This window comes from Vibrio sp. Vb1166 (assembly GCF_033338695.1).
In the GTDB taxonomy this organism is placed as follows: Bacteria; Pseudomonadota; Gammaproteobacteria; order Enterobacterales; family Vibrionaceae; genus Vibrio; species Vibrio alginolyticus.
In genome coordinates this window covers 82,608-109,303 of sequence record NZ_JAWOTE010000010.1, presented here as the reverse complement: position 1 = coordinate 109,303, position 26,696 = coordinate 82,608, and the positions used below count along the sequence as shown (strand labels likewise).

Below are 26,696 nucleotides of genomic sequence, written 5' to 3'. Positions count from 1 at the left end.
CAGTGCATCTACGTCATGCTTCATATCAGACATGGCGATCTATCCTTCTGTTGGTTGGATCTACTTATTTAAGTAACGCTCTTACGAGTCATTACCCTGCTGAATTCGACGTAGAGAACGCTCTCGTCGAGACTCTTCTCGAGTCAAATCCAACAATGTTTCTTCGATGTAAGCCAAGTGCGAGTGGGACATTTCTCGCGCCTTTTCAGGCTGACCAGAAACAATCGCATCCACGATATTGGCTCGGTGTTTACTGACTTTCTCGACCGCTTCTGGGCGGCGACGTAGTAATTTAAAATTTTGTAGAATATTTTGCTCAAGCAAAGGTGCTAAGCTTCGAACAATGTGCAACAAAACCACGTTGTGCGCGGCTTCTGTCAAAGCGATCAAAAATTGCATCACTTCCGCAGATTCAGCTTCGATATCGTTGTTTGCTTGCTCTTGGCTAATGCGTTCAAGGCAACCTTGAATACGCGCAAAATCTTCTTCGGTACCACGTAAAGCTGCAAAGTAAGCTGAAATTCCTTCCATTGCATGACGAGACTCAAGCACATCAAGCTGGGTTTCAGAATGACTAGACAACAAATTCAACAAGGGATCTGAAAAGCTCTTCCAGATATTCTCACTTACGAATGTTCCGCCACCTTGGCGACGAGTCAACAAACGCTTCGCTTCCAAGCGTTGAATGGCTTCTCGGACTGAAGGACGAGACACATCGAACTGTTTTGCCAGTTCACGCTCTGGAGGCAGTTGTTGCCCCGGAGACAATGTTCCTTCCACTATCAACCTTTCTAACTCTTGTTCTATAACATCAGAGAGTTTTGGCTGACGAATCCTTTGATAAGCCATAATTTATTGTTCTTCTACTCTTGCAGGTAATTGGTAATACCAATTTTAAGTTGGTGCAGAAATTAACATAATTAAAACGCCACTGTCCAGCCGAAAATTGACCTAAATCATAGAACGAGCTTACTTCCAACACTCTGATAACAATCGACTGTTAAAACAGCAATAGAATTGGTATGACCAATTACATAAAGCATACAAATGGGAAGTCGACGTGCTAGCAGTTTTGGAAAAGAAATACAGAAAATGACAAAATTATCAGTCTATTTATTCACCAAAACGGCATGTACGAGCGTAAAAATGTAGTTAACTTTTAACAATCATTAATATTTCTGGTATCAAAAAAAGGCATACCTGATCGTATGCCTTATTTATTTCGCTTTTTTGAATTTACACTTTCGCTACAAATCAACGCTGTATAAGCAGTCTATATTTCACCCAATCAAAGCTTAGACCAGGATCGCTTTTTCTCAAGGGCGCAATATATTGATGACCGGTAATTCGTGGCGGGGTGATTTGAGGATAAGACTGCATAATCACCTCAGTGATCTCTGCAAGTGATTGATATTGCGCTTCTGTGTAGGCAGTAAATTCTGTCCCTTCAAGCTCGATACCAATGGAATAGTCATTACAACGCTCCCTGCCCGCGAAACTGGATTGACCGGCATGCCATGCTCTATCGAGAAAAGAAACAAATTGAACAACCTCGCCGTTTCTTTTAATCAAGCAATGTGCAGAAACGCCCATTTTGTGAATAACTTCAAAAAATGGATGTTCATTTGGGTCTAGCTTGCCAGTGAAGAAGTCCTCTATATATGGTCCACCAAACTGCCCAGGAGGCAAACTGATATTGTGTACCACCAGCAGAGAGATGTCGTTTACATCAGAGCGGGCATCAAAAAATGGTGACGGAACATGCTTTGCTTGTGTCAGCCAGCCATTCTCGATAATTGGGCGCATATCAACCTCTCTACTTTGCAAATTAACTGCTGAAATTATTGACACCGGAGAGTATCATTCGTTGCCATCTCCCTTTCAAGACAAGATTTGCGATGAAGAACACACACAACATTCAAGAACGCCTAGAATACCTTAAACAACAACTCCCTTTAGAGATCACTCGCTCTGTCGCTGATACCTTAAAAGAAGATCTAGGTGGCAGTGTCGACGCAGATAATGACATTACTGCATCTTTGATCCCTGCCGATGCGGTTAATACCGCAACGATTATTACTCGTGAGCATGGTGTGTTCTGTGGTCAAGCATGGGCTGATGAAGTTTTTAAACAGCTCGGTGGCAAGGTCAGCATTGAATGGCACGTAAAGGACGGCGATAAGGTCAAACCTAACCAAACCCTTTGCACGCTGACAGGCCCTGCTCGTGACCTGTTGACTGGTGAGCGTAACGCAATGAATTTCATCCAAACGCTGTCTGGCTGCGCAACAGTTACCGCAGAGTACGCTGAAAAAATCGCGCATACTGAGTGCCGTCTACTAGACACACGCAAAACCATTCCTGGTCTGCGTAGCGCACTAAAATACGCCGTGACCTGCGGTGGTGGCTTTAACCATCGCATCGGTGTGTTCGACGCTTACCTTATTAAAGAAAATCACATTATTGCTTGTGGTGGCATCACTCAAGCTATCCAAAAAGCGAAAGAGCTCAACCCAGGCAAACCGGTAGAAGTCGAAACGGAAAGCTTAGAAGAGTTGAAACAAGCGATAGAGGCTGGTGCCGACATCATCATGCTCGATAACTTCACAAAAGAAATGATGCGTGAAGCCGTAGCGATTAACGCAGGTCGTGCCGCTTTAGAAAACTCCGGCAACATTACGCTAGAGACCATCGCAGAATACGCAGAAACCGGTGTCGATTACATTTCGGTAGGCGCGTTGACTAAGCATTTAAAAGCGATGGATCTTTCGATGCGCTTCAAATAATAAAAGCAACAAATCTAAATTACTTCAACTAACTCAGTGAGTTGTGAGTAACTCATCATTTAAAAGGGCCAATTGGCCCTTTCTTTTTATCCACTAAAAAAATAGTACTACTCGCAAAACTCTGCATGCGATATGCAACTTTTTACCAAAGAGTTTTATCTCACTCGAGAGCCCATCTCTTCCCCATTTTCAACCCACCTTAACTCTCCATAATCTTTCGCTAATGCAAGAGCATTATTAATTTTTAAGAAAGGGTTAAAAATGAAAAACAGTAAACATAAAAAACAACAGGGTTTTACTCTGATTGAATTGATGATTGTGGTGGCGATTATCGGTATTTTGGCTGCATTTGCCGTGCCTGCCTACTCAGACTACACACAACGAACTCGTGTTGCGGGTGCAGCAGCAGGGATCAGTGGCTTTAAAACAGCCATTGCCATGTGTGCTCAAGAGCGTGGCCAGCTTAACGGTTGCAACAACGCCGCCAATGACATCCCAGCAGCAATTGCAGCAAATAACGCTGGTGCGACCATTGCTTATGTGGACGAGTTAGCGGTTACAAATGGCATTATCACCATGACCACTACCGGTGTTGATGATCAAGGTGCTAACCTGACTTTAACATTGACCCCTCAGATTGGTAATGGTGTTGTACAATGGGACCTAACAGGTACTGGCTGTACAACCGCTGGACGTAGCATAGATTGTTCTGGTAACTAATGCTAACCAACCTCTCAACAGTTCTTCGCCAAGCAGGGATACTGACTTTTTCCCAAGAAGAACTGTTACTTGAGCAAGCTAAAGCTTCTGGTAAATCAATGCCGGAGGCTTTGCTCAATTCTGGCTTTTTTCAATCTCATGAATTAACGGAGCACCTAAGCTCTGTTTTCGGGCTTTCTTGCGCTTCTCTCAATCAATACGAATACGCTTCGTTATGCCAAACACTAGGTTTGCGAGATTTGATCACTCGGCACAACGCTCTGCCGCTTAATCGCACCTCATCAACTTTGATTCTCGCGGTTGCCGATCCAACCAATCTTCAAGCCGAAGACGACTTTCGTTTTGCAACAGGCTTGCAAGTCGAACTTGTTCTGGCTGATTTTCGCGAACTGACCGCGGCAATTCGACGCTTGTATGGTCGTTCATTGAGTCATGAGAAGTCCGGGTTAAAAGAGATCAACCAAGAAGAGTTAGCCAATCTGGTTGACGTGGGCGCAGATGAAATCGACAACATTGAAGACTTGAGCCAAGATGAGTCTCCTGTTAGCCGTTACATCAACCAAATTCTATTGGACGCTGTGCGCAAAGGCGCATCCGATATCCACTTTGAGCCTTATGAAAAGATGTACCGCGTGCGCCTGCGCTGTGATGGCATCTTAATTGAAACACAGCAGCCACCAAGCCACTTGAGTCGCCGCTTATCCGCTCGTATCAAAATCCTCTCTAAGCTTGATATTGCAGAGCGACGTTTACCACAAGATGGGCGTATTAAGCTCAAGTTGAATCAAGACACCGCAATTGATATGCGTGTATCCACGCTGCCTACTCTATTTGGAGAGAAAATTGTACTACGACTGCTCGACAGCAGCTCTGCGTCATTGGATATCGACAAGCTTGGTTATAGCGAACAACAAAAACAATTGTACTTGGATGCGCTGCGTCGCCCACAAGGCATGATTCTGATGACAGGTCCAACCGGGAGCGGAAAAACCGTTTCTTTGTACACCGGGCTGAGTATCCTCAATAAACCAGAAATCAACATTTCTACGGCAGAAGACCCAGTAGAAATTAACTTATCGGGCATTAACCAAGTTCAAGTCCAGCCTAAGATTGGTTTTGGTTTTGCCGAAGCACTGCGCTCTTTCTTACGTCAAGACCCCGATGTGGTAATGGTCGGTGAGATTCGTGACTTAGACACTGCAGAAATCGCGATCAAAGCCTCGCAAACTGGTCACTTAGTACTTTCAACCTTACATACCAATTCTGCGGCTGAAACGGTTATTCGTTTATCAAACATGGGCGTAGAAAGCTTTAACTTGGCCTCATCTCTTAGTTTGATTATTGCCCAGCGCTTAGCCCGTAAACTGTGCTCGCACTGTAAACAATCACAAGAGCTTACCGTTCAGCTACAACATCTTGGAATTCAAGCAAGCGACAACATTTTTAAAGCCAATCCCGATGGATGCAATGAGTGTACCCATGGTTATTCCGGCCGAACGGGGATTTATGAAGTGATGCGCTTTGATGAATTTCTTTCCGAAGCGCTTATTAAAGGTGCCTCGGTACATGAACTAGAAAAACTCGCCATCGCAAATGGTATGAGCACGTTACAAATGTCGGGCATAGAAAAACTCAAACAAGGGATCACAAGTTTTAGTGAACTACAGCGCGTACTTTATTTTTAATCCTTTAATCAGCAGTCACCTCTATGAAAAGCACTACACCACAACTTAAAAACTTCCGCTGGAAAGGCATCAACAGTTCAGGCAAAAAGACGTCTGGACAAACCCTCGCGATGACAGAAATTGAAGTACGCGAGCGTCTAGACGCACAGCACATCAAGATCAAGAAGTTAAAGAAAAGCAGTATCTCGTTTCTCACTAAACTCAGCCATCGCGTGAAAGGCAGAGACATCACGGTGTTTACCCGTCAGATTTCGACGATGTTGATAACCGGTGTACCCTTAGTTCAGGCTTTAAAATTGGTCTCAGAAAATCATAAAAAAGCAGAGATGAAATCCATTTTGATGAGCGTGACACGCGCCGTTGAAGCGGGGACGCCCATGTCAAAAGCAATGCGCACTGCAAGTGAACACTTTGACCCACTCTATACCGACCTTATCGCAACAGGTGAGCAATCCGGTAACTTAGCGGAAGTGTTCGAGCGCTTAGCCACCTACCGAGAAAAAAATGAGCAGCTTCGTGCGAAAGTGATCAAAGCACTGATTTACCCAGCCATGGTAGTGCTAGTAGCGTTAGGAGTGTCGTTTATCATGCTCACCAAAGTCATTCCCGAGTTTGAAAAAATGTTTGTTGGTTTTGGTGCTGACTTACCGTGGTTTACCAGGCAAGTATTAGATCTTTCCGCCTGGACACAAAACTGGAGTCCGTTTATCGCACTAGGCTCCATTAGTTTATTCATTTCGGCGAGAATCCTCTCTAAGCGTTCAGATTCTTTTCGCTTAATGCTCAACCGCTCTGTGCTTAAATTTCCTGTCCTGGGCCCTGTATTATCAAAAGCCGCTATCGCCAAATTTAGTCGAACACTCGCCACAAGCTTTACAGCGGGCATTCCAATTCTAACCAGTTTAAAAACTACATCAAAAACATCAGGAAACTTGCACTATCAACTCGCCATAGAAGAAGTTTACCGTGATACCGCCGCAGGTATGCCAATGTATGTAGCCATGCGCAACTGTAATGTGTTCCCTGAATTGGTGTTACAAATGGTTATGATCGGTGAAGAGTCTGGTCGAATTGACGATATGCTCAATAAAGTTGCAACAATCTACGAGTTTGAAGTCGACAACACCGTCGACAACCTTAGTAAAATTCTAGAGCCACTAATTATCGTTTTTTTAGGTATCGTTGTTGGCGGATTAGTGACAGCAATGTACTTGCCAATCTTTAACTTAATGAGTGTATTGGGCTAGAATGAGCTGTTAACTCCTTTAAAACAGCATCTTGCTGATTTCACTCATCGCTCAAGAGACAAATATGGAAGTATTCCAGTACTACCCTTGGCTATTCGTTGTGTTTGCCACCATCTTCGGTCTTATCGTGGGTAGCTTCCTCAATGTGGTTATTTATCGACTACCTAAAATCATGGAACTAGAATGGCGACGCGAATGTGCCGAGTCATTTCCTGAATACAAAATAGAACCTCCTAAAGAAGTGCTGACCTTGAGCGTCCCACGCTCCTCCTGCCAGAAATGCGCAACACCGATACGTATTCGCGACAACATTCCTGTGATTAGCTGGCTGCTTTTAAAAGGCAAATGTCACAACTGTCAGACAACCATTAGCACACGCTATCCACTGATTGAACTGCTCACTGCATTCTGCTCAGGCTTTGTCGCTTATTACTTTGGTTTTAGTTACTTTACCGTTGCACTACTCTTTTTCACTTTTATCTTAATCGCCGCAACATTTATCGATCTCGATACTATGTTGTTACCTGACCAATTAACATTACCATTAACTTGGGCTGGCATTGCCTTAGCATTAGTCGAAATAAGTCCTGTTACTCTACAAGATTCTGTCATTGGTGCTATTGCTGGTTACCTATGTCTCTGGTCCGTTTACTGGGGCTTTAAGTTACTTACTGGTAAAGAAGGAATGGGGTATGGTGATTTTAAACTACTAGCGGCACTAGGAGCTTGGCTAGGTTGGCAGTCACTGCCGATGATCATTCTACTTTCTTCTGTGGTTGGCATCGTATTTGGCATCATTCAACTACGCTTGCAAAAGCAGGGAATTGAAAAAGCTTTCCCTTTCGGTCCTTACTTAGCAATTGCTGGTTGGATAAGCTTAATTTGGGGCGACCAGATTTTAAACTGGTACTTTACTTCAGTTCTAGGAGTGTAAATGGCTTTGGTTATTGGTTTAACAGGTGGTATCGCTAGTGGAAAAACAACCGTCGCGAATCTGTTCAAACAACAATTTAAAATCGATATCGTCGATGCCGACATTGTAGCAAGAGAAGTTGTCGAGCCAGGTACTCCCGGCCTAAACGCGATTATTGAACATTTTGGTCACGATATAGTTCGTGAAGACCAAACTTTAGATCGCGCAAAGCTGAGAGAAAAAATCTTTTCGAGTTCAGATGAAAAAGCATGGCTCAACGCACTGTTGCACCCGATAATTCGTGAAAAGATGATCGAAGATTTGCAGCAAGTCACTTCAGAGTATGCGTTACTTGTGGTGCCGTTGCTCGTAGAAAACAAGCTAGATAGTTTGTGTGATCGCGTTCTTGTCGTCGATGTAGAACCGAATACACAGATATCTCGCACGATGAAACGAGACAATGTGAGTGAAGATCAAGTTCGCGCCATCCTTGCCTCTCAAGCATCAAGAGAGCAAAGGCTCGCGCTTGCAGACGATGTGGTTAAGAATAATCCAAGTGACCCTGATCTTTTGCTTCAAATCACAGATTTGCACGAAAAGTACCTAGCCATGTGTAAGAAAAATCTGCGAAAATAGGAACGAAACTCACAAAGGCTTATGTCGATGACCACGCACAAATTTGAACATCCGTTAAATGAGAAAACTCGTATTTATCTAAGAGTAGAGTCTCTGCTGCGTCAGGCTCACTTGGCCTCTGGGTTTAGCGAAAATCATCAGTATCAACTGTTTTTCCGTGCGTTATTCGATATGGTTGAGATCTTCGAACAAATCCAACTGAAAAGTGAACTGGCTAAAGATCTTGAGAAGCAGCGGCTGTCGTACCGCCATTGGCTCAATGTTGATGGTGTCGATCAAGACGCATTAAATACCCTACTACAAGAGATAGATGTCGTTCATAGCCAACTAATGGGTGCTGAACGTTTTGGCCAAGCATTAAAAGAAGATCGCTTCCTAAGCTCTATCCGTCAACGCTTTAATCTACCGGGTGGTTCATGCTGTTTTGATCTGCCAGCATTACACTACTGGCTTCATCTACCTATTGAACGTAAAAAGCGTGATGCACAACAGTGGCAAGCAAGCTTAAAGCCCTTATCTGATGCGCTTTCGTTATGGTTAAAGCTCACTAGAGAGACCGGACATTTCAAAGCTCAAATCGGTCGTGCAGGTTTCTTCCAAAGCGACGCTGATGAAGCCAACATTCTAAGACTTCACATCCCAATGGAATATGGCGTTTATCCTATGATTTCAGGTCATAAAAATCGCTTTGCGATCAAGTTCATGTCGTTTGAAAACGGTCAAGCGTGCACACAAGATATTGAATTTGAACTTGCTGTGTGCAGCTAAGACGACACTACGCCTCGCCTCCATAATCTAAAATTCAACGCTTTATTGCGCTTATATTTGATAAAATTTCGTAGCAGCAATAGCGCGTTGAATAAGCCATCTTTAATTCGTTTAGGTATACTACCCTTTAACACCAATTAGTAATGGGACGCTCAACTATGTCTAAAGTTACCATCGTTCAATGCCCACAATGTGGCGCCGACGTAGAATGGGGAGAACAAAGTCCTCATCGCCCTTTCTGCAGTAAACAATGCCAAATGATTGACTTTGGTGAATGGGCAGATGAAGAAAACACCATCCCAGGCGCACCCGATATGTCCGATAGTGATGGCTGGTCTGAAGACCAGTATTAAATTGAGACCTAGGGTAAAAGAATACCCTAGGTTCCTTCTTGGGGAATCTGAATCACGCTCCTTCGTCGCTATCCAGAATGACGAATTTTAACCACAGTACCCAGTAATATTTGATCATTGTTTCCCGTCATTCCGAGGAGCCATAGCGACATCAGGAATCTATTCACAACAAGACAGAGGCGTGGAGTGTACGTCAGTGCATGAGCATCGACAGTGCAGGTCGGGTGAAAAGAAACGAGCAAGCTAATTACACAAATAAAAAAACGGAGCCCTAAAAGGACTCCGTTTAAGATGAGAACGCTAGTTATAGCATTACTTCTTAGCAAGTTTCTCTTTGATACGAGCAGACTTACCAGAACGCTCACGTAGGTAGTACAACTTGGCACGACGTACTGCACCACGGCGTTTAACTTCGATGCTATCAACGATTGGAGAGTGTGTTTGGAACGTACGCTCAACACCTTCACCGTTAGAGATCTTACGTACAGTGAAAGCAGAGTGTAGACCACGGTTACGGATTGCGATTACAACGCCTTCGAAAGCCTGTAGACGCTCACGGTCACCTTCTTTTACCTTAACTTGAACTACAACAGTGTCACCTGGTGCAAATTTAGGTAGGTCTGATTTCATTTGCTCTTCTTCAAGAGCTTTGATGATGTTACTCATTTTTTAAATTCCTAGAATAAACTGATACTAAATAAATTAGGTTACTTTGCGTTATGTTCTTTAATGGCTTTATGCTCATTAACAAACTCAGCAAGTAATTGTTCCTGTTCGTCAGTCAGAGCTAGGTTTTCCAGGAGCTCTGGTCTTCTTAGCCAAGTACGGCCCAACGACTGCTTGAGTCGCCATTGACGAATGTCCTTGTGATTGCCTGACATCAGTACCGCTGGTACCTCTTTGTCATCCAATACTTCTGGACGCGTATAGTGAGGGCAATCTAACAAGCCATTTGCAAAAGAGTCTTCTTCTGCTGACGCGAAATCCCCTAGTACACCCGGAACAAACCGAGAGACAGAGTCGATTAACGTCATGGCTGGTATCTCACCACCCGTCATCACAAAATCACCAATCGACCATTCTTCGTCGACTTCAGATTGAATGATGCGCTCATCTACCCCTTCATAACGACCACAAATCAGAAGCAAGTTCTCATTCGTTGCCAGTTCTTCCACTCCTTTCTGGTCGAGCTTGCGACCTTGAGGAGAAAGGTAGATGACTTTCGTCTTGCCCGGTGAGGCTGCTTTCGCGGTATGAATGGCATCGCGCAAAGGCTGAACCATCATTAACATACCAGGGCCACCACCGTAAGGTCGGTCATCGACTGTGCGATGTTTGTCGTGAGTGAAATCTCTAGGATTCCAAGTCTCAATCGACAAAAGACCTTTTTTAACCGCTTGACCTGTTACTCCAAAATCAGTAACAGAACGGAACATTTCTGGAAAAAGGCTAATAACGCCAACCCACATGTTTATCTCGCTCTGTAATTTTGGAGATTAGAATCCAGGATCCCAGTCAACTTCGATCCGTTGAGCTTCGCGATCAACATTAATGATCACTTGCTCTTCAAGGAACGGGATTAATCGTTCCTTCTGCCCGAAAGCATCTTTAAGATTTGCTTTAACAACCAGAACATCGTTTGAGCCAGTTTCTAGCATGTCAGTAACGACACCTAGATCGTAACCTTTAGTAGTTACAACTTGCATCCCAAACAATTCGCGCCAGTAGAATTCATCTTCTGACAATTCAGGAAGTACCGCAGGGTCAATAGCAATTTCAAAGTTCGTCATTAGATGCGCGTCTTCACGAACATCCATGCCTTCCAGCTTAGCCACCATACCTTTGTTATGACGCTTCCAGCTTTCTACTTTGTACTCAACCCACTTGCCCTTTTGGTTAATGTACCAAGGGCTGTAATCGAAAATGCTTTCAGCATTGTCTGTGTAGGAAAAAACCTTAAGCCAACCACGAATGCCGTAAGTAGCACCAAACTTGCCTACAACAATCTTTTCGTTGCTCATTGTTTCTTTACCTTTCATCGACATAAACTAGTTTCTACTTTTCAAGTAAAAAATTAAGCCGCTTTTTGAGCGTCTTTAACTAGCTTAGCAACACGGTCAGATACTGACGCGCCTTGACCAACCCAGTGGTTAACGCGGTCTAGGTCTAGACGTAGACCTTCTTCTTGACCTTTAGCAGTTGGGTTGAAGAAACCAACTTTCTCGATGAAACGGCCAGTTGCAGCGTTGCGGCTGTCCGCTACTACGATTTGATAAAATGGACGCTTTTTAGCGCCGTGACGTGCCAAACGAATGGTTACCATGTCGTCCTCTTTGCTTTCTCAAAAATAAAATTAACCCCAAAAACCATTCAAGAAATTAAACAGTTTGGGGTCTCGTGCCAAAATAAAGCTCCGGAATTTTACTCTTCTCCCGGAGCAATGCAAGGAGTTTAGTTACTTTTTCACCAACATAAATTGAATTTAAAGTTTGTGACGTACCTAACACCCTGAATCTATGCGTAATCGATTAATTAACGACCAAATGGGTTGAAGCCACCGCCACCACCCATGCCGCCCATCATGCCTTGCATGTTGCGCATCATGCCTTTCATGCCACCTTTTTGCATCTTTTTCATCATTTTCTGCATTTGGGTGAACTGTTTTAGTAAGCGGTTTACATCTTGAACCTGCACACCAGAACCAGCCGCGATACGCTTCTTGCGCGAGCCCTTGATAATTTCTGGGCGTTGACGTTCTTTCATTGTCATGGAGCTGATGATCGCTTCCATCTGTTTGAACATCTTGTCATCGACTTTATCTTTCACATTGTCTGGTAGCTGGGACATTCCTGGAAGCTTATCCATCATCCCCATCATGCCGCCCATGTTTTGCATCTGGCCTAGCTGTTCACGGAAATCTTCAAGGTCGAAACCTTTCTTCTCTTTGAACTTCTTCGCTAACTTTTCTGCCTTTTCTTGGTCAACGTTGCGTTGTAGGTCTTCAATCAAAGACAGAACGTCACCCATGCCAAGAATACGTGAAGCAACACGATCTGGGTGGAACGGTTCTAGCGCGTCAGTTTTTTCACCGACACCCAAGAATTTGATTGGTTTGCCCGTGACATGGCGTACTGAAAGTGCCGCACCACCACGAGCATCACCATCAACCTTAGTTAGAACTACACCGGTAAGAGGTAGCGCATCGCCAAAGGCTTTTGCTGTATTTGCTGCGTCTTGACCCGTCATGGCGTCAACAACAAATAGCGTTTCTACTGGGTTGATAGCTGCGTGAAGATCTTTGATCTCCCCCATCATCTCTTCATCAATTGCCAAACGACCTGCGGTATCGACAATAAGTACGTCGTAGAATTTTTTCTTCGCATGGTCAATCGCTGCATTGGCGATATCAATAGGCTTTTGGTCTGGTGATGATGGGAAGAAGTCAACACCGATGTCTGATGCCAGTGTTTCAAGCTGCTTGATTGCCGCAGGACGGTAAACGTCGGCAGACACAACCAAAACTTTCTTCTTGTCACGTTCTTTTAGAAGCTTAGATAACTTACCTACCGATGTGGTTTTACCCGCACCTTGTAGACCTGCCATAAGAAGCACAGCAGGTGGTTGAGCGGCAAGGTTTAGCGCCTCATTCGACTCACCCATTACGGCTTCAAGTTCTGTTTGAACGATCTTGATAAATTCCTGACCTGGAGTCAGAGATTTAGAAACTTCTACGCCCACCGCTTTTTCTTTAACGCGGTTCACAAATTCACGAACGACCGGAAGCGCAACGTCAGCTTCAAGTAGAGCCATTCGGACTTCACGTAGGGTTTCTTTAATGTTGTCTTCGGTCAGACGACCTTTGCCACTGATATTTTTCAGCGTTTTGGATAATCTATCCGTTAAATTCTCAAACATCTTTGTCTCTTCGCTAAAATGGCGATTAATTAGTGTGAGTATACATTAGCCAAGGTCTGAGTCATACCCGTACCGCTGTCCTATTCTTGTCTCTATTTATATATGGTGCGGTAACTTATTAATTTCAATATCTCATCTCTCACGATTGATGTCGGATATAACGTAGCCCCAAAGTGTAATGCAAGGTATAATTTCTCCATTGTGCACAATAATATTTAGGATTCATGGATAGCTTAATAGCCATCGCGGCCGCCATACTTTATGTCTTGGCGATTGCGACCATCATACCCGGACTCTCACAACAGTCAGGAATCAAAGCAAAAACAGTGTTTGCTAGTGCTGCCTGTGCGCTTGTTTTTCATGCGTGGATTTTGAGTGATCTGATTTTTGATGGTTCAGGTCAAAACCTGAGTATTCTCAACGTGGCTTCTTTGATCAGTTTTATCATTTCTCTGGTCATGAGCCTTGCTATGTTGAAAAACCGACTGTGGTTTTTATTGCCAGTCGTTTATAGCTTTGCTGCCATCAATTTATCTGCTGCCACATTTTTGCCAAGCACGTTTATAAAGCACCTAGAGAATGACCCTAAGCTACTCATTCATATTTCATTTGCGCTCTTCTCATACGCGACTTTAACTATCGGGGCACTCTATGCGCTTCAGTTGGCTTGGCTGGATCACAAACTGAAAGCAAAAAAATCTTTGGCGATTAACCCAAACCTGCCGCCTCTATTAATGGTGGAGCGTCAACTCTTCAAAATTATTTTGATCGGTAACTTATTGTTAACTGCCACGCTCATTACTGGCTTTGTCTTTGTGCAGGATATGTTTGCCCAAGGTAAGGCACATAAGGGCATTCTTTCTTTCATCGCTTGGGTGGTGTACTCAATACTGCTTTGGGGTCACTATCAAAAAGGCTGGCGTGGTAGAAAAGTCACATGGTTCGCTGTTGCAGGAGCAACACTGTTAACTCTGGCATATTTTGGCAGTCGCTTTGTAAAAGAAATCATCTTGAATTAAGGAGCTCTAGGGCTCCTATCCTTTATATTTTAGGCTAGATAAAATACAGTACGCCTTAACTCTTTGACTTAACGGACTTACTCAACCGTTATATAACCCAATACTTACAAGGAACAGCAACGTTTTGGACGACATCTCTACGGGTATCTTGTTTGCGCTACTCGCGTGTCTTATCGTCATATCAGGTTACTTTTCCGGTTCAGAAACAGGGATGATGTCTCTGAATCGTTATCGCTTAAAACACTTAGCCAAAAACGGGCATAAGGGTGCTAAGCGAGTCGAAAGACTATTAGACCGTCCAGATCGTTTGATTGGTCTTATTCTTATCGGCAACAACCTCGTTAATATTCTCGCGTCCGCGATCGCGACCATTATTGGTATGCGTTTGTATGGTGATTTAGGTGTCGCTATCGCAACCGGTGCACTAACTATGGTTGTATTGGTTTTTGCCGAGGTTACCCCTAAAACAATTGCAGCGCTTTACCCTGAACGTGTGTCCTACGCGAGCAGTATATTATTGACCATACTGATGAAGTTACTGTCGCCTTTAGTGATGCTTGTTAACTTTATTACGAATGGCTTTATCCGCTTACTTGGTGTAAGAGCGGATCACTCAGCAGAAGATCATCTTAGCTCCGATGAGCTGCGTACGGTGGTAAATGAAGCTGGCGGTTTGATCCCTCGCCGACACCAAGACATGCTAGTGTCTATTTTGGATCTTGAGCACGTCACCGTGAACGACATTATGGTCCCACGCAATGAAATTACCGGTATTGATATTAACGACGACTGGAAATCCATTGTTCGCCAGCTAACACACTCACCACATGGACGCATAGTTTTCTATCGTGACCAAATTGATGAAGTGGTTGGCATGCTGCGCTTGCGTGAAGCTTATCGTCTGATGTTGGAAAAGAACGAATTCAACAAAGAAACGCTATTACGTGCTGCTGATGAGGTCTATTACATCCCAGAAGGCACACCACTGAACGTGCAAATGTTGAAATTCCAACGCAACAAGCAACGTATCGGTCTGATCGTGGATGAGTACGGTGATATCATCGGTCTAATCACTCTTGAAGATATTCTGGAAGAGATCATTGGTGAGTTCACGACGTCAATTTCTCCAAGCCTCTCTGATGAAATCAGTCCTCAAGGTGACGGAAGCTTTCTTATTGAAGGCAGCACCAATATTCGAGATATTAACAAAGGCCTGAAATGGGATTTACCAACGGATGGCCCAAGAACGTTAAACGGTCTTATTTTGGAGCACCTGGAAGATATTCCAGAGAGCCATTTAAGCGTGAGAGTAGCGGGTCACCCAATGGAACTTGTTGAGATTGAAGAGAACCGAATCAAGCTCGTTCGTGTTTATCCGAAGAAGAAAAAATCGACATCCAAATAACCAAAAGAAAAGCCTGACTCATGTCAGGCTTTTTTACTTATTGGGGCAATATGCTTCTCTTAATGAGCACCTAGTCGATGCGCAACTCTTTTAACATCGACTCAGGCAAAGCAAGTTCATCATTTTTGTTCACCGAAACACCAGCATCCAAAATGTTCTTTGCGATCTGTTGTGCTTCTTTTAAAGAGTGCATTGCTGCCGTGCCGCATTGGTATTCGTTAAGTTCAGGGATCTTATTCTGACTTTCTACCTTCAGCACATCTTCCATTGCTGCAATCCAAGCATCTGCGACTTGCTGCTCTGATGGTGTGCCAATCAGGCTCATGTAAAAACCTGTGCGGCAACCCATAGGCGAAATATCGATGATCTCAACAGAATCATCGTTTAGGTGATTACGCATAAAGCCTGCATAAAGGTGCTCTAGGGTGTGAATACCTTTTTCAGAAAGAATGTCTTTGTTTGGCGCAGTAAAGCGTAAGTCGAAAACAGTAATCGTATCCCCTTTTGGGGTCTGCATGGTTTTCGCCACTCGTACAGCGGGTGCATTCATACGAGTGTGGTCCACGGTAAAACTATCGAGTAAAGGCATTACATCTCTCCTGATTGTAACTCCAGTACCTTTCGGTAATGGATAAATGTCATTCATCCCTACAGCACATGAACTGACTGTGGGCTAAAAGAACCAGCTGCTGTTGTCTTCTAATTCCTGACGACATTGCTTCAGCTGCCAGCCATAAGTTTTCGCTGTTTGTTCAACACGTCGAGCGACTTTGATTAAACTAGGCTTTCGATTATAAGTACCTCGCTTATACCCACCTCGCCCTTCATGATAAGCCAGATACTGGTTATAGGGATCCCATAATGAAATCCCTAGCTGACGCCGTGTTTCATGAGTATACCAACCGACAAACATCATAGAATCATCGAAGTTGGTACGAGAGCCACCCTGACCTGTGGCATCTTGGAAGTCTTCCCAAGCAGGGTCTTGAGCTTGAGCATAACCATACGCACTGCTGACTCGTCCCCAAGGAATAAACCCTAGCAAATAATCTTTAGGTGGTTTTGCATCGTGCCGAAAGCTGCTTTCTTGTTTAATGATGGCCATAGCGACATGAATAGGGGTACCCCATTCATCTTCCATATCTTTGGCATCATCGTACCAACCGGATTTCTCTCGGAATATCTCGCATAAGTTATTCTGCTGCTTTGGCGGTGCCGTAGCACAACCTGCAAGTAACACGCTTCCAAGTACCGCTACTACTGACGACTTAATGTTCAACCGCACCAATCCTTAGTTAGTCATTACTGCTTCAGGTAAGCAAAGTAATCTTCCAAAAAATCATCAAAAGAAAGCGTGTCACTCTGCTCTGCTTGCTTTTGTTTTTCCACGGACGACGCTACTTCCGTTTCCATCGTATCTTGTGAGTAGTACTGATAACCGTGAGCTAGGTTTTCATCACGGTACTTCATACCAAGAGTACAACCAACTTTACCTAGCCCACCCAGCTCTTTCGTTAGCTCTAATAGTTGACCAGAGATCGTTAGTTCTGGGTTATCAATCCATGTCTCGAGTTGATTACACACATCTTGGTATGCACTGCCACCAGCGGTCATATCCATTTGCTGTGCTATTTGACGTAACTCGACGAAAACTCGGTGTGCCCAATCTTGTAGAGATAGACGTTCACCTTGACAACCAATTTGCAGCATTAGACCTTTTTCACGGCCAGAAACAATGACTTTATTCCAGTTATCGCGCCAACACTCTAATTCACAGTTATCCATAGGGTCTGAGTCTGACAAGGCCGCCCAGGTAAGGAAGAGATCCAAGAATCGTACTTGATCTTCATTTAAGCCCACTGCGCTGAATGGGTTAACGTCTAGAGAACGAACTTCAATGTATTCGACACCACCGCGTCGTAACGCATCTGAAGGCTTCTCACCACTTTTCGATACACGTTTTGGACGAATCGGAGCGTACAGTTCATTCTCAATTTGTAAGATATTGGAATTAAGCTGGCGGTATTCACCATCCACTTTTACCCCAATTTTCGCAAACTCTTCTGATGGGTGGCGAATCGCATCACTCAAACCATCGAGGTATTGGTCAATGCTGTTAAAACCAATTTTCAGCACACTTTGAGCACTATTGGTATAGCCAAGATCGCTCAAACGCAAAGACGTCGACTTCGGCAAATATAATGTCCCGCCAATCTTCTCGAATGGCAGATCGGTTTCACGACCTTGAATAAAAGAGCCACATAACGCTGGTGATGCACCAAAGAAGTAGGGAATCATCCAGCCAAAGCGGTAGTAATTACGGATCAACGCAAAGTACGCATCAGACTTAGCATCTTGGCGGGCTTGTTCATCTTGCTCGCCATAGAGCGCATCCCAAAATGTTTCAGGAAACGAGAAGTTAAAGTGGACACCTGAAATAATTTGCATCAGGCTGCCATAACGACGCTTTAGGCCTTCTCGGTACAACGTTTTCATTTTCGCTGCATTCGAAGAGCCATACTGGGCTAACTGAATATCATCCTCTGAGCCTACGTAGCAAGGCATTGATAGTGGCCACATTTTCTCTTCACCCATTTTGGTTTGAGTGAAATGATGGATATCTTTCAGCTGTGCCATCAGTTCTGGAATTTCATGTGACACAGGCGTAATGAACTCTAACAATGATTCCGAAAAATCCGTTGTGATCCATTGATTTGTGAACGCAGAGCCTAACCCTTCAGGATGAGGAGTTGTAGCTAGATGTCCATCCTGACGATAGCGCAAAGTTTCTCGCTCAACACCGCGTCCAAACTGCTTAAATACTTCGGGGTTTGATGCAACTTTTTTTAGTCGCGCAGCAAAATCAGTCAAAATGAGGTTCGCTTATATTGGGAGCAGGACACTTGTTACATAACACAAGTGTAAGCTAAGTTATTGATAGTTAATGCATCTAGATAAATAACCCACGAAAAGTTGCTTATCTAGATGAATAGCGGAGAAACGTTTCTCCGCTATTAAATGTGTACTCTATCGAATGATTTCAAGCTCTTCTACGTCTTTCCCCAACTTTTCTAATTGAGGACGCAACGATTTAGCATCACCAACGACGATAATTTGATAGTCATTTGGATCAAACCATTTCTGAGCCAGCGCATTCAACGTCTGCTTATCGACTTTTTCTACGATAGCGTTTCTTTGCTGCAAGTAATCATGATCGAGGTTGTACTTAAGAATATCACTGATGAGCTCCGCTTTTTGTGTTGGTGTTTCATATTTCAGTGCATCTTTTTGACCGACCGCTTGACGCATAAATTTCATCTCTTCATCAGTAATACCTGACTGCGAGTATTCATTTAGCTCATTTTCCATCTCAATGATCGAAGCAACCGTTGCATCCGCTCGTACTTGCGCGGTGAAAACCACCGAGCCTGTTTCTGGATTACCAGAGAAGTAGCCGTAAGCACCGTATGTGTAACCCTTGTCTTCACGTAGATTTTGGTTAATGCGGCTATTGAAGTTCCCAGCTAAGTTGAAGTTTGCCAGTTGGCTTAGGTAAAAATCGCCCGTTGCGTCGTAAGGCATACCTTGACGAACCATCATGACCACACTTTGCGGCGCTCCTGGTTTATCAACAAGATGGATCTTTTGCTCACCTAATGCAGCAATGCTTTGCGGTGCATACAATGGCGCAGCTTCATCTTGCCAGTTTTTCCAGAACGTCAGTTGCTGCTCAATTTCCTGTTTATTGATGTCACCAACAACGACGATTTGCGCACTTTGTGGCGTGTAATGCTTCGAGTAGAATTCACGGACATCATCCAACGTTAATGCACTGACACCTGCTTGCGTGCCGTCTTTTGGTCGAGCAAAAACCGAATCCCCATAGAGCACCTGGCGACTCGCTTGTGACGCCATCCAACTTGGATTTTGGTGCTCATATACCAGGCCTTCTAGCGCTTGCATTTTTACACGCTCGAAATCATCTTGATTAAATGCAGGAGACAGCAACATCTCTTCGACAATTTTTAACGTCGGCTCTAAGTTCTTTTCTAGAGCAGAAACACTGATGTTTGTTGTATAACCTGTGGCATTAACAGAGATAACACTACCCAGTTTATCAAGCTCAGCTTGAATCTCTTCGACACTGCGTTTCGTTGTACCTTCTTGCAACATCGCAGCGGTCAATTGGGCAAGACCTTCTTTACCCTTTTCAACAAAACGTGTCCCTGCAGGTAGACTAAATTGCATCATCACCGTCGGCGTTTCATCGCTAACTGCACCAAGCAGCTCTGAGCCATTCTTGAAATGTAACTCGTACAGCTCTGGCATCGTCGCTTTCACTGGTTCTCCTACTGGCGGTTGCACTGAGCGATCGAAGTTATCGGTCGCACGACGATACGCCAATTGGTCATCGGAAATCTTCTCATATTCTGGCAGCGTCCGCTTTGGTGTCACAAAGGTCACAGGTTTTACGACAAGGTCTGTTTTTCCTTTTGGGACCACGCTTAGGGTCACTTTGTTCTTACCTTGGATAAAGTCCGTATACGCTTTTTCTACCGAAGTCGGCGTAACTGCACGGATTTGTTCAAGCTGTTGCTCAAGACGATCAGGATCGCCGAAAAATGTCTCGTTGGAAGCCAACTGAGTCACTTTACCTTTAACGCTTTCTAGAGCAAAAATAGCATCCGCTTCCGCTTTACCCTTCAACTGCTCAAGGCGATCTTCTGTCACGCCTTTTTCCGCAAACTGATTCAGTGATTGTAAAAGCTCGTCGTACAGTTTTGATAGGTCGCCTTTGTCTCCAGAATCACCCATTGCGTAAACGTAAAAGTTACACGCCAGTTCAGCACAGTCATGGAATGAACCAGCATCGACCGCTTTTTGAGTCTTCACTAGGTCTTGATAGAGCACGCTGTTGGTACCGCCACCCAATACTTCCGATAATGTATCGAGAGACGCTTGGCTTTCTTCGCCGTTGTAGGTTGTTGGCCACGCGATCATCACCATAGGTTGTTGAATACGATCTTCTAGAGTGATGTATTTATCTTCTTGCAGTTTTGCAGGTTGTTTCGGCGCATTTTCAACCTCAGGACCACGAGGAATCGAACCGAAGTACTTATTTACCCACTCTAGAGTTTGTTCAACGTCTAAGTCACCACCGATCGTGATAGTCGCATTGTTTGGGCCATACCAACGCAAGAAAAACGCTTTGAGGTCGTTCACATCAACACGATCAAGATCTTCAACATAACCAATGGTTTGCCACGAATACGGATGACCTTCAGGATATAGCGCTTCGGACATGCGCTCCCAAATTAAGCCATAAGGACGATTATCGTAACGCTGAGCTCGCTCATTTTTTACAGTCGAACGCTGAATTTCAAATTTGCGTTGAGAAACCGCATCCAACAAAAAGCCCATACGGTCAGACTCTAACCACAGCATTTTCTCGAGCTGGTTAGCAGGGACAGTTTCAAAGTAGTTAGTACGATCGCGGTTTGTTGTACCATTTAACGTGCCGCCAGCCTCTGTGATGATTCTGAAGTGCTCTTGGTCACCAACGTTCTCTGAACCTTGGAACATCATGTGCTCAAAGAAATGCGCAAAACCAGACTTACCCACTTCTTCACGAGCTGAACCAACATGGTAAGTCACATCCACATGGACCAATGGGTCAGAATCTTCAGGAGCTAAGATCACCGTTAAACCATTATCGAGTTTATACTTTTGGTATGGAATCTTAACTTTGCCTTCTTCAGCTTTCGATGACTCAACGAAAGTTACCCCTTTCGGCAGTGATGAAACTGGCGTATTTGATGCACAGCCCGTGATCACCAACAGTGAACACGCGCCAACCCAAAACATCTTCATGTACTTTCCTTAAAATAATCCGAGATAGATGGCCGCAAGTAAGCTATACCTAGCAGCCTTACCTAAAAATATTAAAATCACGCAAGGCAGAAACTTCATTCTTAGCCACCCTGCGGCTAAACACAGCGGGTCTCCTATTACAGGTAACCAGCTAAAAAATAATCCCCAATAGCCATACTTAGAGAGCCACTTTAATGCGGTATGACCGTGCTTTTCCTCTTGTGCTTTGTTGGGAATCCACAAGCCAAGCCAATAATTTGTTAAGCCACCAAGCGTATTACCGATAGTAGCGACCATAACAATTGAAGAAACGGAGTATTGATTTAATGAGAGAGTGGCAACTAAGCCCGCCTCAGAACCACCAGGCAACAACGTGGCACTGAGAAAACCGGTCATGAAAAGCACCCATAATGCTGAATCTGAAAACCAAAGCGCTAAACTTTCAAAACTCGTGTTAAATGCTTCTAGCATGTCATATCAAGCAACACCTTGCCTCTGGTTCTTCCTGATTCGACCTGCTGGTGAGCACCAATGACATCACTCATAGGATAAACCTGTTGAATTTCAGTCTTCAGTAAGCCAACGCCGACCATGTACAACAAGGTATCTAACTGCGCAGGGTCTGGTTCAACCAACATGCCACTAGCCTCAAAGCCTAGGAGTTTGGCTTTTTCACAAATCAGCTCAGCAGTTATGGTTGGAACGGTGATGACTCTCGCATTGTCTTTCAGGCATTTAAGCGCATCTAACGCAGCATCTCCGCCTACTAAATCAATCAAAACATCAACATCTTCAACACGTTCTGACACTGGTGCAAATTGATAGTTCACTGCATGAGCACCGAGCGTCGCAAGGTAGTCTAGATTTCGTTCACTGCAGGTTGTAAAGACTTCCGCTTTCGTCGCGATCGCAATTTGTACCGCGAGGTGTCCAACACCACCGGCTCCAGCGAGGATAAGTACGCGATCGTTTTCATTCACATTAGCCTTACTGAGAGCTTGTGCCGCAGTTTGTCCCGCCAACGGTAATGCAGCAGCTGCCTCTAAAGTGACAGAGCTAGGAACATGACTTAACTCAGTTTCTGGAACACATATGTATTGACTGTAACCACCGCCTCGAACTGGGAAACCAATAAATCCAGCCACCTCATCACCTTCATTAAAACGTGATACCCCCTCTCCACAAGACATCACTTTTCCTGAGATGTCGTAACCTGGCACCCAAGGTAAATTATCCTTATTCTGCGCTGCCGCCCAACCGAGCCCAGCTCGAGTTTTGACATCAATAGGATTTACGCCTGAAAAAGCGACTTTTACTAAGACTTCACCAGGCTGTGGTGATGGTGTAGAAGCATGTTGAATCGCGAGTACGTTGGCATCACCAAACTCAGTGATAACGATCTGTTTGTGTTCCATAAACCATTCCCTGCAAGAAAACAAAAAGGGATGCGAAAGCATCCCTTTGACTATAAACCATTTTGTTAACCTAAGTTAATCGTGATTTTGTAAATTGGTTGATCATTCCATTTTCAATAATGTCTAACCAACAAGTGCTAACAATATACCAGCCGCAACGGCTGAACCCAGCACACCAGCAACGTTTGGTCCCATCGCATGCATTAACAAGAAGTTTTGCGGGTTAGCTTGTAAACCAACTTTGTTTACGACTCGCGCGGCCATTGGTACCGCAGAAACGCCAGCCGCACCAATAAGTGGGTTGATGTCTTCTTTCGAGAACTTGTTAAGCAGTTTCGCCATCAGGACGCCCGCACCAGTACCGATACTAAATGCAACTGCGCCTAACCCCAAGATACCTAACGTTTCTAGGTTCAAGAACTGCTCAGCTTGCAGCTTAGAACCAACACCAAGACCTAAAAAGATAGTCACTATGTTGATCAATTCATTTTGAGCAGTTTTCGATAAACGATCGACCACACCAGCTTCACGCATCAAGTTACCCAAACAGAACATACCAACCAATGGCGTAGCTGAAGGTAAGAACAGAATCGTCATCAGTAATACAGCAAGCGGGAAGATGACTTTCTCCCATTTACCAACATGACGAAGCTGAGCCATCTTAATTTGACGCTCTTCCTTGGTTGTCAGTGCTTTCATGATTGGTGGCTGGATAATCGGCACCAATGCCATATAGCTGTATGCCGCGACTGCAATCGCACCTAGCAGATCTGGAGAGAGCTTACTCGCTAAGAAAATCGCTGTCGGCCCATCAGCACCACCGATGATCGCGATAGACGAAGCATCTGCCATGGAGAACTCCATGCCAGGTACATAGTTGAGCAAAATAGCGCCAAACAGTGTTGCAAAAATACCAAACTGCGCAGCCGCACCTAACCACAACGTTTTTGGGTTTGCGATCAAAGCACCAAAGTCGGTCATCGCGCCCACACCCATGAAGATCAATAGCGGGAACACACCCGATTCAATCCCAATGTAGTAAACGTAGTAGAGCAAGCCACCAGGCTCAGTAAAGCCAGCATTTGGAATATTCGCCAAAATAGCACCGAAACCAATCGGCAATAACAGTAAAGGTTCAAATCCTTTTTTAATTGCCAAAAACAGCAAAGTACAACCAACCAGCATCATACAGATTTGGCCGAACTCGAAGTTAGCGATCCCTGTTTCTGCCCAAAGGGTTAACAATCCGTCCATGATACTCCCTTACGCTAGGCTCAACAGAGGCGCACCTACTGTGACAGCATCGCCTTCTTTAACGTTCAGCTCTTGAACCACACCACCACGCGCCGCTCGTACTTCAGTTTCCATTTTCATCGCTTCAAGGATGAGCAATACATCGCCTTCAGCTACCTCAGCACCAGGCTGAACATTCACTTTGAAGATGTTACCTGCAAGAGGAGCAGGCACCGCTTCAGCTGAAGCATTAGAAGGTGTGCTAGGTGTAGCCGATTTTGCCGGTGCATTAGAAGGAGCAACAGATGTCAGTTCACCTTGAGGGCCAACTTCCACCTCATACACCTGCCCGTCAACACGTACACTATAAGTTTCTACACCACCAGTTGCTGGTTGAGCTGCAGGTACAGCAGGCTTCGCAGCTTCTAGCGTTGGTGCTGGCTCAAATGCTTCTGGGTTTTCACGATTCTTAAGGAACTTAAGCCCAACTTGAGGGAAAAGTGCATAAGTGAGTACGTCATCAACACGCTCACTTGCTAGCTTAATGCCTTCTGATTTCGCTTTCTCCATCAGATCAACCGTAAGCGTCTCCATTTCAGGCTCAAGTAAATCGGCAGGACGACAGCTAATTGGCTCTTTACCATCAAGCACTTTCGCTTGCAGTTCTGCATTTAACTCGGCTGGCGCTTGACCGTACTCACCTTTCAATAGGCCAGCGGTTTCCTTGGTAATACTCTTATAGCGCTCGCCAGTAAGAACGTTAATCACCGCTTGCGTACCGACGATCTGTGAAGTTGGAGTCACCAATGGAATGAAACCAAGATCTTTACGTACACGAGGGATCTCTTCTAATACTTCATCAATGCGATCCGCAGCGCCCTGCTCTTTCAACTGGCCTTCCATATTGGTCAACATACCACCAGGCACTTGGGCAATCAGGATGCGTGAATCGACTCCTTTTAACTGGCCTTCCCACTTCGCATACTTCTTACGTACCTCACGGAAATATGCGGCGATAGGTTCCAGTTGCTCGAGTTTCAAATTGGTATCTCGCTCGGTGCCTTCTAGCATAGCGACTACCGTTTCAGTCGGTGTATGGCCGTAGGTACAACTCATTGAAGAAATCGCAGTATCAAGAATATCAATACCGGCTTCTACTGCTTTTACCGCTGTTGCTGTAGACAGCCCCGTTGTTGCATGACAATGAAGTGCCAATGGCACATCACAAGACGCTTTGATACGCGTGATAAGCTCTTCCGCTTCATAAGGCTTAAGTAAGCCAGACATATCTTTAATACACAGCGAATGACAACCTAAATCCTCTAGGCGTTTTGCCAAGTCAACCCAAGTGTCTGCGTTATGCACTGGGCTCGTTGTGTAAGACAACGTACCTTGAGCATGCGCACCAACATCAACCGTTGCTTTCACGGCTTTCTGGAAGTTTCGCACGTCATTCATTGCATCAAAAATACGGAATACATCCATGCCGTTAGCATGCGCGCGTTCAACAAACTTTTCTACTACGTCGTCGGCATAATGGCGGTATCCTAAAAGGTTTTGACCACGCAGTAGCATTTGCATTGGTGTATTAGGCATCGCTTTTTTTAGTTCACGTAAACGCTCCCAAGGGTCTTCCCCTAAGAATCGAATACAAGAATCAAATGTTGCACCACCCCAAGTCTCTAGAGACCAGTAACCAACCTTATCCAACTCAGCTGCGATAGGCAGCATATCCTCAATACGCATACGCGTAGCAAATAGTGATTGATGGGCATCACGAAGGACCACATCAGTAATAGCTAGTGGTTTAGACATGCTCTTAAACTCCTTTTTAATCCTAGTTCGGCTACTTCGCGAATGAGGCGCGATGTTTATGAATCGCAGCCGAGATCGCCGCCACTACTTGTGGACTAACAGCTGAAGAGGTTGATTGAATATTAGTGTTTGTTTTTGGTGCTGCGATCGGCTCTGGTACTTCTTCTGGTACCAATTTCGACATTAACCGAACGAGATAAACAAGAATAGTGAGGAAAATAAATACGACCGCCATCCCCGTTAGCATCAGGGTGGCCGCATCTACTAGCAGGCTTCCTATATTAGTCATGTTGCTTCCTTTCTTTGTCATCCTGACAACGTGCAGGACTTTAATAGTGTCAAATCCCGACCCATGGATTATCTCGATTGGTTAAATTTTGTCAATTTTGTTTAAGGAAGGTTTGTAGTAATCCTGATAAATGATTATTTATTCACTACCCAGATCACAGTTCATGACAAAATAATCACTTCAAATCGCTATCACCTTACGAACAGAGTAAAGGAGGACATAAATAAAAACTGCGATTTAGATTTCAAAATCAAATCGGGACTCACGCAGTAAAAACCAACAAAAACAAAAAGATGAACAAAATTAACAATCAATAAACAAATAACAAACAAAGTGACTACATGAGAGTAATTGAAATGAAAAATGGAAGTCAGTGTATAGGAGGGATAATCAGGATGATTCACACGATGCGACAGAAGCTTGATAGCAAATTGCTTAGATACGCACATATTCGCTTTTAAAAAGAGGAACATAGGCTCTAGTGATCCTACGCCATATTCCAGATGTCTAGATACAAAAAAGCCTCGCAATTGCGAGGCTGTTTCAATGAGTGGCGCGTCCTGGAGGATTCGAACCTCCGACCGCCTGGTTCGTAGCCAGGTACTCTATCCAGCTGAGCTAAGGAC

At 44.4% G+C, this 26,696-nt stretch carries 26 protein-coding genes; 10 read left to right on the top strand and 16 right to left on the bottom strand.

All coding sequences use genetic code 11. The features are described 5' to 3' along the window. Window positions 1–81 precede the first annotated feature (81 nt). Window positions 82–849, bottom strand: coding sequence for a pyruvate dehydrogenase complex transcriptional repressor PdhR (pdhR, locus tag R7E51_RS12480; RefSeq protein WP_005379989.1), 768 nt, complete (start codon window positions 847–849; stop codon window positions 82–84). Between the two features lie 405 nt (window positions 850–1,254). Further along, window positions 1,255–1,806, bottom strand: coding sequence for a 1,6-anhydro-N-acetylmuramyl-L-alanine amidase AmpD (gene ampD / locus R7E51_RS12475; RefSeq protein WP_005386614.1), 552 nt, complete (start codon window positions 1,804–1,806; stop codon window positions 1,255–1,257). 92 nt (window positions 1,807–1,898) lie between these two features. Between ampD and nadC the strand changes: the two genes are divergently transcribed. The 8 genes from nadC (at window position 1,899) to yacG (ending at window position 9,108) form a co-directional block, all read left to right on the top strand. Next, a complete protein-coding gene (nadC, locus tag R7E51_RS12470) occupies window positions 1,899–2,786 on the top strand; it encodes a carboxylating nicotinate-nucleotide diphosphorylase (protein ID WP_017820396.1) in 888 nt (295 codons plus the stop codon). A gap of 261 nt (window positions 2,787–3,047) precedes the next feature. Further along, window positions 3,048–3,506, top strand: coding sequence for a pilin (locus R7E51_RS12465; protein WP_064368760.1), 459 nt, complete (start codon window positions 3,048–3,050; stop codon window positions 3,504–3,506). Further along, window positions 3,506–5,191, top strand: coding sequence for a type IV-A pilus assembly ATPase PilB (gene pilB / locus R7E51_RS12460; RefSeq protein WP_206949411.1), 1,686 nt, complete (start codon window positions 3,506–3,508; stop codon window positions 5,189–5,191). Before R7E51_RS12465 ends, pilB begins: the two co-directional genes overlap by 1 nt. Before the next feature lie 23 nt (window positions 5,192–5,214). After that, a complete protein-coding gene (locus tag R7E51_RS12455; RefSeq protein ID WP_206957708.1) occupies window positions 5,215–6,438 on the top strand; it encodes a type II secretion system F family protein in 1,224 nt (407 codons plus the stop codon). A 64-nt stretch (window positions 6,439–6,502) separates the two neighbouring features. Beyond that, window positions 6,503–7,372, top strand: a complete 870-nt coding sequence (locus R7E51_RS12450; protein ID WP_206957710.1) for a prepilin peptidase — start codon at window positions 6,503–6,505, stop codon at window positions 7,370–7,372. Then, on the top strand, window positions 7,373–7,987 hold the full coding sequence (gene coaE, locus R7E51_RS12445) for a dephospho-CoA kinase (protein WP_193838127.1): 615 nt from the start codon (window positions 7,373–7,375) through the stop codon (window positions 7,985–7,987). Window positions 7,988–8,014: 27 nt separating this feature from the next. Then, window positions 8,015–8,755 carry a cell division protein ZapD gene (gene zapD / locus R7E51_RS12440; protein WP_005373086.1) on the top strand — a complete coding sequence of 247 codons (741 nt, stop codon included), beginning with the start codon at window positions 8,015–8,017 and terminating at the stop codon, window positions 8,753–8,755. Between the two features lie 158 nt (window positions 8,756–8,913). Then, window positions 8,914–9,108, top strand: a complete 195-nt coding sequence (yacG, locus tag R7E51_RS12435; protein WP_017635922.1) for a DNA gyrase inhibitor YacG — start codon at window positions 8,914–8,916, stop codon at window positions 9,106–9,108. Window positions 9,109–9,420: 312 nt separating this feature from the next. Here the strand turns inward: yacG and rplS are convergent, their stop codons facing one another. From rplS to ffh, 5 genes are all read right to left on the bottom strand, one after another. Then, window positions 9,421–9,774: a 50S ribosomal protein L19 gene (gene rplS, locus R7E51_RS12430; RefSeq protein WP_005379971.1), complete on the bottom strand. Its 354-nt coding sequence runs from the start codon at window positions 9,772–9,774 to the stop codon at window positions 9,421–9,423. 41 nt (window positions 9,775–9,815) lie between these two features. Further along, window positions 9,816–10,577, bottom strand: a complete 762-nt coding sequence (trmD, locus tag R7E51_RS12425; RefSeq protein ID WP_005385420.1) for a tRNA (guanosine(37)-N1)-methyltransferase TrmD — start codon at window positions 10,575–10,577, stop codon at window positions 9,816–9,818. A gap of 27 nt (window positions 10,578–10,604) precedes the next feature. Then, window positions 10,605–11,153, bottom strand: a complete 549-nt coding sequence (rimM, locus tag R7E51_RS12420; protein WP_005379964.1) for a ribosome maturation factor RimM — start codon at window positions 11,151–11,153, stop codon at window positions 10,605–10,607. A gap of 29 nt (window positions 11,154–11,182) precedes the next feature. Beyond that, complete coding sequence (rpsP, locus tag R7E51_RS12415) at window positions 11,183–11,431, bottom strand: 30S ribosomal protein S16 (RefSeq protein WP_005379962.1); 249 nt, start codon at window positions 11,429–11,431, stop codon at window positions 11,183–11,185. A 209-nt stretch (window positions 11,432–11,640) separates the two neighbouring features. Next, window positions 11,641–13,023: a signal recognition particle protein gene (gene ffh, locus R7E51_RS12410; RefSeq protein WP_005385423.1), complete on the bottom strand. Its 1,383-nt coding sequence runs from the start codon at window positions 13,021–13,023 to the stop codon at window positions 11,641–11,643. A 224-nt stretch (window positions 13,024–13,247) separates the two neighbouring features. Between ffh and R7E51_RS12405 the strand changes: the two genes are divergently transcribed. Further along, the gene (locus R7E51_RS12405) at window positions 13,248–14,042 is read left to right on the top strand and encodes a cytochrome C assembly family protein (RefSeq protein WP_005379950.1); all 795 of its coding nucleotides are present in this window, start codon (window positions 13,248–13,250) and stop codon (window positions 14,040–14,042) included. A 124-nt stretch (window positions 14,043–14,166) separates the two neighbouring features. After that, a complete protein-coding gene (locus R7E51_RS12400; protein ID WP_005379948.1) occupies window positions 14,167–15,447 on the top strand; it encodes an HlyC/CorC family transporter in 1,281 nt (426 codons plus the stop codon). 70 nt (window positions 15,448–15,517) lie between these two features. Here the strand turns inward: R7E51_RS12400 and luxS are convergent, their stop codons facing one another. From luxS to R7E51_RS12355, 9 genes are all read right to left on the bottom strand, one after another. Continuing rightward, window positions 15,518–16,036, bottom strand: coding sequence for an S-ribosylhomocysteine lyase (gene luxS / locus R7E51_RS12395; protein WP_005379945.1), 519 nt, complete (start codon window positions 16,034–16,036; stop codon window positions 15,518–15,520). An 84-nt stretch (window positions 16,037–16,120) separates the two neighbouring features. Beyond that, complete coding sequence (locus tag R7E51_RS12390; protein WP_005379943.1) at window positions 16,121–16,726, bottom strand: transglycosylase SLT domain-containing protein; 606 nt, start codon at window positions 16,724–16,726, stop codon at window positions 16,121–16,123. 23 nt (window positions 16,727–16,749) lie between these two features. Further along, a complete protein-coding gene (gshA, locus tag R7E51_RS12385; RefSeq protein ID WP_025768181.1) occupies window positions 16,750–18,318 on the bottom strand; it encodes a glutamate--cysteine ligase in 1,569 nt (522 codons plus the stop codon). A 156-nt stretch (window positions 18,319–18,474) separates the two neighbouring features. Beyond that, a complete protein-coding gene (locus R7E51_RS12380) occupies window positions 18,475–21,318 on the bottom strand; it encodes a M16 family metallopeptidase (RefSeq protein WP_206957711.1) in 2,844 nt (947 codons plus the stop codon). Between the two features lie 9 nt (window positions 21,319–21,327). After that, complete coding sequence (locus R7E51_RS12375; RefSeq protein WP_005379938.1) at window positions 21,328–21,789, bottom strand: YqaA family protein; 462 nt, start codon at window positions 21,787–21,789, stop codon at window positions 21,328–21,330. Further along, window positions 21,783–22,733, bottom strand: coding sequence for an NADP-dependent oxidoreductase (locus R7E51_RS12370; protein WP_137282360.1), 951 nt, complete (start codon window positions 22,731–22,733; stop codon window positions 21,783–21,785). The genes R7E51_RS12375 and R7E51_RS12370 overlap by 7 nt, the downstream gene beginning before the upstream one ends. Window positions 22,734–22,856: 123 nt before the next feature. Next, window positions 22,857–23,987 (bottom strand): sodium ion-translocating decarboxylase subunit beta, encoded by a 1,131-nt coding sequence (locus R7E51_RS12365; RefSeq protein ID WP_005379935.1) that lies wholly within the window; start codon window positions 23,985–23,987, stop codon window positions 22,857–22,859. 9 nt (window positions 23,988–23,996) lie between these two features. Beyond that, a complete protein-coding gene (oadA, locus tag R7E51_RS12360) occupies window positions 23,997–25,781 on the bottom strand; it encodes a sodium-extruding oxaloacetate decarboxylase subunit alpha (RefSeq protein WP_104979686.1) in 1,785 nt (594 codons plus the stop codon). A 31-nt stretch (window positions 25,782–25,812) separates the two neighbouring features. After that, window positions 25,813–26,070, bottom strand: a complete 258-nt coding sequence (locus R7E51_RS12355; RefSeq protein ID WP_005379932.1) for an oxaloacetate decarboxylase subunit gamma — start codon at window positions 26,068–26,070, stop codon at window positions 25,813–25,815. Window positions 26,071–26,696: the final 626 nt, after the last annotated feature.